General features: G+C 71.7%; 6 protein-coding genes. 3 read left to right on the top strand and 3 right to left on the bottom strand.

All coding sequences use genetic code 11. The features are described from left to right. From LMU33_RS29410 to glgB, 3 genes are all read left to right on the top strand, one after another. Positions 1 to 549, top strand: a 549-nt coding sequence (locus tag LMU33_RS29410; protein ID WP_228623648.1) for an alpha-glucosidase C-terminal domain-containing protein, incomplete at its 5' end; no start/stop codon positions are given. 86 nt (positions 550 to 635) lie between these two features. Continuing rightward, positions 636 to 2,009: a maltokinase N-terminal cap-like domain-containing protein gene (locus LMU33_RS29405; protein WP_228623647.1), complete on the top strand. Its 1,374-nt coding sequence runs from the start codon at positions 636 to 638 to the stop codon at positions 2,007 to 2,009. Positions 2,010 to 2,087: 78 nt separating this feature from the next. Further along, positions 2,088 to 4,292 (top strand): 1,4-alpha-glucan branching enzyme, encoded by a 2,205-nt coding sequence (gene glgB / locus LMU33_RS29400; RefSeq protein ID WP_228623660.1) that lies wholly within the window; start codon positions 2,088 to 2,090, stop codon positions 4,290 to 4,292. 76 nt (positions 4,293 to 4,368) lie between these two features. Here glgB and LMU33_RS29395 read toward each other — a convergent pair whose 3' ends face one another. From LMU33_RS29395 to LMU33_RS29385, 3 genes are all read right to left on the bottom strand, one after another. Continuing rightward, positions 4,369 to 6,630, bottom strand: coding sequence for a HelD family protein (locus tag LMU33_RS29395; protein WP_249814401.1), 2,262 nt, complete (start codon positions 6,628 to 6,630; stop codon positions 4,369 to 4,371). Positions 6,631 to 6,770: 140 nt separating this feature from the next. Then, positions 6,771 to 7,103 carry a thioredoxin gene (trxA, locus tag LMU33_RS29390; protein ID WP_283844217.1) on the bottom strand — a complete coding sequence of 111 codons (333 nt, stop codon included), beginning with the start codon at positions 7,101 to 7,103 and terminating at the stop codon, positions 6,771 to 6,773. Then, positions 7,100 to 7,528: a MerR family transcriptional regulator gene (locus tag LMU33_RS29385; RefSeq protein ID WP_228623646.1), complete on the bottom strand. Its 429-nt coding sequence runs from the start codon at positions 7,526 to 7,528 to the stop codon at positions 7,100 to 7,102. The genes trxA and LMU33_RS29385 overlap by 4 nt, the downstream gene beginning before the upstream one ends. Positions 7,529 to 7,574: the final 46 nt, after the last annotated feature.

Here is a 7,574-nt window from a genome sequence, read left to right as displayed (position 1 = left end):
TCGCTGCCCGGCTCGCCGATCCTGTACTACGGCGACGAGATCAGCATGGGTGACAACATCTGGCTCGGCGACCGCGACGCCGTGCGCACCCCGATGCAGTGGACCCCCGACCGCAACGCGGGTTTCTCGTCCTGTGACCCGGGACGGCTGTTCCTGCCCACGATCATGGACCCGGTCTACGGCTACCAGGTCACCAACGTCGAGGCGTCGATGTCCTCGCCGTCGTCGCTGCTGCACTGGACCCGCCGCATGATCGAGATCCGCAAGCAGAATCCTGCCTTCGGACTGGGGTCCTACAACGAGCTGCAGTCCACCAACCCGGCCGTGCTCGCCTTCCTGCGCGAGTACGAGGACGACCTCGTGCTGTGCGTCCACAACTTCTCCCGCTTCGCACAGCCCACCGAGCTGGACCTGAGCCGGTTCGGCGGGCGGCACCCGGTCGAGTTGTTCGGCGGGGTCCGCTTTCCGGCGATCGGCGAACTGCCGTACCTGCTCACCCTCGCGGGGCACGGCTTCTACTGGTTCCGCTTGCGGCGGGACGCCGCGTAGTGGGCCCTCGTGGGGCGGTTTCCACCGCCCCACCCGGGGCACGCATCAGTAACACCCCGACGACCCGGGGAAAGGACGTGACGCCCATGGCGGAAACGGTCACATCTTCCAGCACCAACACTCCTCTCCTCGCCTCGCTCGACCCCTTGTTGCGCGAGTGGCTGCCGAGGCAGCGCTGGTTCGCCGGCAAGGGGCGTCCGGTCACCGGGTTCACCCCCGTGGCCGTCACCGAACTGCTGCCGCCCGACGGCCGGCTGGGCCTCTACCACCTGCTGCTGCGCGTCCACCAGCCGTCCACGCCGGGCGCCGAACCCCACCCTGGCGACTGCTACCAGCTCCTCATAGGCGTGCGCGAGGCGCTGCCGCCCCGGCTGGCGCCCGCGCTGATCGGACATGTGGAGGACGGGCCGCTCGCCGGACGCACGGTGTACGAGGCCCTGTACGACCCACGGCCCGCCGAAGTGCTCCTGGAGGCCCTGCGCACCCGGGCCCGCATCGGCGGGCTGTGTTTCGAGCGGGACCCGCGCCAGGAGATACGTGAGGGCCTCGTGGCCCGGCTGATGACCGCCGAGCAGTCCAACTCGTCGGTGGTCTACGGCGATACCTTCATCCTGAAGCTCCTGCGCCGGGTGGTACCCGGCGTCAACCCCGACCTGGAGATACCCCTGGCACTGGCCCGCGAGGGCTGCCCCCGGGTGCCCGCGCCGACCGCCTGGCTGCACGCCGAGCTGGGAACGGACTCGTACGTCCTGGCGGTGCTCCAGCCCTTCGTCAGCGGAGCGAGCGACGGCTGGGAGCTGGCGCTGCGCGAGCTGGCCAAGGGCGAGGACTTCGCCGCCGAGGCGCGGGCGCTGGGCCGGGCCACCGCCGAGGTGCACACCGCGCTCGCCCGCGCCCTGCCGACGGTCACCCTCGGTCATGTGCAGCTGCAGTCGCTGGCCGACGGCATGACCGAGCGGCTGGCGGCGGCCGTCCAGGCGGTGCCCAGCCTGCGGCCGTACGAGAGCGGGCTGCGCTCGGCCTATGCGGCGCTGGCCTCCCTCGCCGCCGAGGGCCGCACCTGGACCGCCCAGCGGATCCACGGCGATCTGCACCTGGGCCAGTGCCTGCGCTCCCCGTCCGGGGAGTGGACGCTGATCGACTTCGAGGGCGAGCCGGCCCGGCCGCCGGCCGAACGGCGGATGCCGCAGCCGCCGGTGCGGGACATCGCGGGGATGCTCCGCTCCTTCGACTACGCGGCCCACTCCGTGACCCCGCCCGCGCCGGACTGGACGCGGGTGTGCCGGGCCGCCTACTGCTGCGGGTACGCGGAGGTGGCCGGCCGCGATCCGCGCACCGATCCGGTGCTGCTGCGGGCCTACGAGACCGACAAGGCGGTCTACGAGACCGTCTACGAGGCCCGGCACCGCCCCGACTGGCTGCCCGTACCGCTCTCGGCGATCCGTCGCCTCGCCGCGTGAAGACCAGGAGGCTCGTCCGTGACCCCGAAGGGCAAGAAGCACACCAGGACCAGGCAGAAGACGGTTCCGAAGCAGAAGGTGCCGGCGCACGAGCGTCCGGCGGCCGGTGTCACCCCCGCCGACCGTGAGCGGCTGCTGCACGGCACCCACCACGACCCGCACGCGGTGCTGGGCGCGCACCCGGTGCCCGGAGGCGTGGTCTTCCGGGTCTTCAGGCCGTACGCGCTGTCCGTCACGGTCGTCACCGGCGAGCTGCGGGCCGAACTGCACGACGACGGCGACGGGTTCTTCTCGGGGCTGCTGCCGCTCGCAGGGGTACCGGAGTACCGGCTGCTGGTGGCGTACGAGGGGAACGTACTGGACACCGAGGACCCCTACCGCTTCCTGCCCACCCTCGGCGAGCTGGACCTGCACCTGATCGGCGAGGGCCGGCACGAGCAGCTGTGGCGGGCGCTCGGCGCGCACGTCACCACCCGTCAGGGGGTGTCCGGCACCCGGTTCGCCCTGTGGGCGCCCAACGCGCGGGGCGTGCGGATCGCGGGCGGCTTCAACTTCTGGGACGGCACCGGTTTCCCGATGCGCTCGCTGGGTTCCTCCGGGGTGTGGGAGCTGTTCGTGCCGGGGATCGGCGCGGGCGAGGTGTACAAGTTCGAGATCACCCGCCCCGACGGCTCGCGCACCCTGCGCGCCGATCCGCTGGCCCGCCGTACGGAGGTCCCGCCCGCGACCGCGTCGATCGTGGACGTCACGGAGCACGAGTGGGCCGACGCGGAATGGATGGCACACCGGGCCGACACGCCCGTGCACGAGGCGCCCTTCTCCGTCTACGAGGTCCACCTGGCCTCCTGGCGCCCCGGCCTCACCTACCGGCAGCTGGCCGAGCAACTACCGGCCTACGTACGGGAGATGGGCTTCACGCACGTGGAGCTGATGCCGGTCGCCGAGCATCCCTTCGGCGGCTCGTGGGGCTACCAGGTCACCGGGTTCTACGCCCCGACGGCCCGGCTCGGCACTCCGGACGACTTCAAGTACCTGGTGGACCGGCTGCACCGGGCCGGCATCGGTGTGCTGATGGACTGGGTGCCGGCGCACTTCCCGCGCGACGACTGGGCGCTGGCCGAGTTCGACGGGCGTCCGCTGTACGAGCACCACGATCCGCTGCGGGCCGCCCACCCGGACTGGGGCACCCTGGAGTTCGACTTCGGCCGCAAGGAGGTGCGCAACTTCCTGGTGGCGAACGCCGTGTACTGGTGCGAGGAGTTCCACATCGACGGCCTGCGCGTGGACGCGGTCGCCTCCATGCTCTACCTGGACTACTCGCGCGAGCCGGGCCAGTGGACGCCGAACGAGCACGGCGGCCGGGAGAACCTGGACGCGGTGGCCTTCCTGCAGGAGATGAACGCCACGGTCTACCGGCGCTGCCCGGGTGTGGTGACCATCGCCGAGGAGTCCACGGCCTGGGACGGCGTCACCCGCCCCACCCACCACACGGGCCCGAGCGGTTTCGGCGGGCTCGGCTTCGGCCTGAAGTGGAACATGGGCTGGATGCACGACTCGCTGCAGTACATGGGCCACGAGCCGGTGCACCGCAAGTACCACCACCACGAGATGACCTTCTCGATGGTGTACGCGTACAGCGAGAACTACGTCCTGCCCATCTCCCACGACGAGGTCGTGCACGGCAAGCGGTCCCTGGTGTCGAAGATGCCCGGTGACTGGTGGCAGCAGCGCGCCGGCCACCGCGCCTACCTGGGCTACATGTGGGCCCACCCCGGCAAGCAACTGCTGTTCATGGGGCAGGAGTTCGCGCAGGGGGCCGAGTGGTCCGAGGCGCACGGCCCCGACTGGTGGCTGCTCGACCCGTCCTACGGCGCCGAGGCCGACCACCGGGGCGTACGGGATCTCGTGCGGGACCTGAACGCGCTGTACCGGGCGGTCCCGGCACTGTGGCAGCGGGACACCGACCCGGCGGGCTTCCAGTGGATCACCGGAGACGCGGCGGACGACAACGTCTTCGCCTTCCTGCGCCTGGACGCCGACGGCAACCCGCTCCTCGCGGTCTCCCACATGTCCCCGGTGGTCCGCCACGACTACCGGCTCGGCGTGCCCGAGGAGGTACCCGCCTGGCACGAGTCGCTGAACACGGACGCCGCGCGGTACGGCGGCGGCGACATCACCAACCCCGACATCATCAAACCCGAGCCCCAGGGGTGGCACGGCCGCCCGGCCAGCATCCGGCTGACCCTGCCGCCGCTGGCCACCCTCTGGCTCAGGCCGGCCTGAGGTCGAGGCACCTGCGACGACCGTACAGGTGCTCGACTCCCGAGCCATCCGCCGCCGTCACCCACCGGCGGTTCCCCTACTCCCCGGTGATGCCCGCGGCCAGCGCCTGAGGCAGTTCGTGCGTGTACAGCACGCCGAGCCGCTGGGTGGCCCGGGTCAGGGCGACGTACAGGTCGCTCGTGCCGTACGCGCCCGGCTCGACCACCAGGACCGAGTCGAATTCGAGGCCCTTGGCCTGGCGGGGGTCGAGCAGCACGACCGTGCGGGTCAGGTCGGGCTCGGCGCCCGCCGTGACGCCGTCCAGCCGGGTGGCCAGCAAGCGGTGCAGCTCGCGCGGCGCGATGACCGCGAGGCGGCCCTCGGCCGGGGTGAGTTCGGCGACCGCCTTGGCCACGGTTTCGGGCAGGTCGCCGTCGGCCCGGCGCACCCAGGGCCGTACCCCGGTCGACCGGACCGAGCTCGGCGGCTCGAAGTCCGGGTTCTCGGCGCGGACGACGGCCGCGGCCAGCTCCATGATCTCGGCCGGGGTGCGGTAGTTGACGCCGAGCCGGGTGTGCTCCCAGCGGTCCTCGACATAGGGGGCGAGGATGTCCGCCCAGGAGCCGACACCGGCCGCCTCGGCGGTCTGGGCGGGGTCGCCGACGAGGGTCATCGAGCGGGTCGGGCTGCGCCGCATCAGCAGCCGCCAGGCCATCGGCGACAGCTCCTGCGCCTCGTCCACGATGATGTGCCCGAACGCCCAGGTCCGGTCGGCCGCGGCGCGCTCGGCGGCGCTGCGGTGGTCAGCCTCCTCCTGCCGCTCGGCGAACCGCTCGGCGTCGATGATGTCGTGCGCCGACAGCACCTCGGAGTCCTCGTCGTTCCTGTCCTCGAACTCGTAGGTCCGGGAGGCGTACGACACGTCGAGCACGCCCTGGGCGTAGGCGATCTGGGTCTCGCGCTCGCGGTCGGCACGCGCCCGCGCCAGCCGGTCGTCCTCGCCGAGGAGTTCGGCCGCCTCGTCCAGGAGGGGGACGTCGGCGACGGTCCAGGCGCGGGTCACCGGGCGGCGGACGGCGGCCGCGTCCTCGTCGTCCAGATGGCCGTCGGGTGCGGCGAGGAAGTCGGCGACGAGGCGCTGCGGGGTGATCCGCGGCCACAGCTGGTCGATCGCGGACCACACCTCGGGGTTCTCGGCGAGTTCGTCGCGGATCTGGGTGATGTCGGAGGCGTCGAGCAGGCTGGAGCCGTCGTACGGGTCGGTGCCCACGCGTTCGGCGTACAGCTCGGTGAGGGTGTTGAGGATGTGGCCCTCGAAGTGCTCGCGGGCGGCGTTGTGCGGCAGCTTGGCGGCGCGGGTGCGCTCCCGGGCGACGGAGACCAGTCCGTCGTCGAGCATCAGGACCTCGCGGTCGTGCTCGATCGCGATGACCGGGTCCGGCAGGGCCTGCCGGTCGCGTACGACGGCGGCGAGCACGTCGGCCATGTCGGCACGGCCCTTCACGGCGGCCGCCTCCGGGGTGTCGGTCGCGGTCGCCTTCACACCGGGGAAGAGCTCGCCCACCGTGGCCAGCAGCACTCCGGTCTCGCCGAGGGAGGGCAGCACCTCGCCGATGTAGCCGAGGAAGGCCGGGTTGGGGCCGACGATCAGGACGGCCCGGCGGGCCAGCAGCTCGCGGTACTCGTACAGGAGGTAGGCGGCGCGGTGCAGCGCGACCGCGGTCTTTCCGGTGCCGGGCCCGCCCTCGACCACCAGCACCCCGCGGTACGGCGCCCGGATGATCTCGTCCTGCTCGGCCTGGATGGTCTGCACGATGTCGCTCATGCGGCCGGTGCGCGCCGAGTTCAGCGCGGCCAGCAGCACGGCGTCCCCGTTGTGGTCCTCGTACCCGGTGCGGGTGGCGTCGCCGAGGTCGAGGATCTCGTCGTGCAGGGAGGTCACCGTCCGGCCCTCGGTGCTGATGTGCCGGCGGCGGCGCAGGCCCATCGGGGTGTGCCCGGTGGCCAGGTAGAAGGGGCGGGCGACGTCGGCCCGCCAGTCGACGAGGACGGGGGTGCGCTCGGCGTCGTCCTCGCGCAGCCCGATCCGGCCGATGTGGTGGGCGGTGCCGTCGGCGAGGTCGATCCGGCCGAAGCAGAGCGAGCCGTCGACGGCGTTCAGCGCGGCGAGCAGCCCCGAGCGCTCGGCGACCAGGATGTCCCGCTCCAGCCGGGCCTGCATGGGCTTGTCGCCCTGGGCGAGCGCGTCCGCGACCGAGCTCTCGGCCTTGCCGCGCAGTACGTCCACGCGCGCGTACAGTCCGTCGATGAATTCCTGCTCATGCCGCAATTCATCGTCCGGAAATTCGGTGTTTGACAATTCCGCTCCCGCCCGGATATACTGTGCCCAGTGAAGTTCTCCGTGACTTGTTCGAAATCAAGTCACGAACCACTGAATATACGCAGAGAAATCCCCCGAGCGCAATTGCTCAGGGGATTTTTTTCGTGGGCGGCTCTGCTTCACAGCACGTCGGCCAGCTCCTCCAGCAGCCGCCGCTTGGGCCGCGCCCCCACCATCGACCGCACCGGCTCACCGTCCCGGAAGACCATCAGGGTCGGCGTGGACAGCACCCCGTAGGCGACCGTCGTCTCCGGATTGCGGTCGACGTCGAGCTGCACGATCTTCAGCCGGTCGCCCTCCTCGAAGGCGATGTCCTTCAGCACCGGCGCCAGCTGCCGGCACGGACCGCACCAGTCGGCCGTGAACTGCACCAGGACCGGTAGGTCGGCGCCGATCACCTCCGCCTGGAAATCCGCGTCCGTCACCTCGGCCAGTCCGCTCGCCACACTCATCGCGTGAGCCCTCCCAGTTCGCACACGGGTTCCGGACCCCCCGGAACCAGCGCCTCGGCGGCCAGCGCGTCCCGCGCCCGCTCCGCCCGCCGCAACTGCCCCGCGACCGTCTCCCGCACGGCCGTCAGCTGCCCGATGAGCGCGTCCAGCTCGTCCAGCTTGCGCCGGTAGACCAGCAGGGAGGCCGGGCAGGAGTCGCCCTCAGGGTGCCCGGCGCGCAGACATTCCACGAACGGCCGCGTCTCCTCCAGGTCGAACCCGAAGTCCTGCAGCGTCCGGATCTGCCGGAGCAGCCGCAGGTCGCCCTCGTCGTAGGTGCGGTGTCCCTTGTCGTCGCGCCGGGCGGGCAGCAGCCCCCGTGCCTCGTAGTAGCGCAGGGTGCGGGTGGTGGTTCCGGCCCGTGCGGCCAGCTCGCCGATTCGCATGCCTACGACGGTAGGTGTTGACGTCGGCGTCAAGGCAAGCGGTGGG

This window comes from Streptomyces barringtoniae (assembly GCF_020819595.1).
Lineage (GTDB): Bacteria > Actinomycetota > Actinomycetes > Streptomycetales > Streptomycetaceae > Streptomyces > Streptomyces barringtoniae.
The sequence above is the reverse complement of the archived record's forward strand: the minus strand, read 5'-3'. Positions and strand labels throughout refer to the sequence as shown.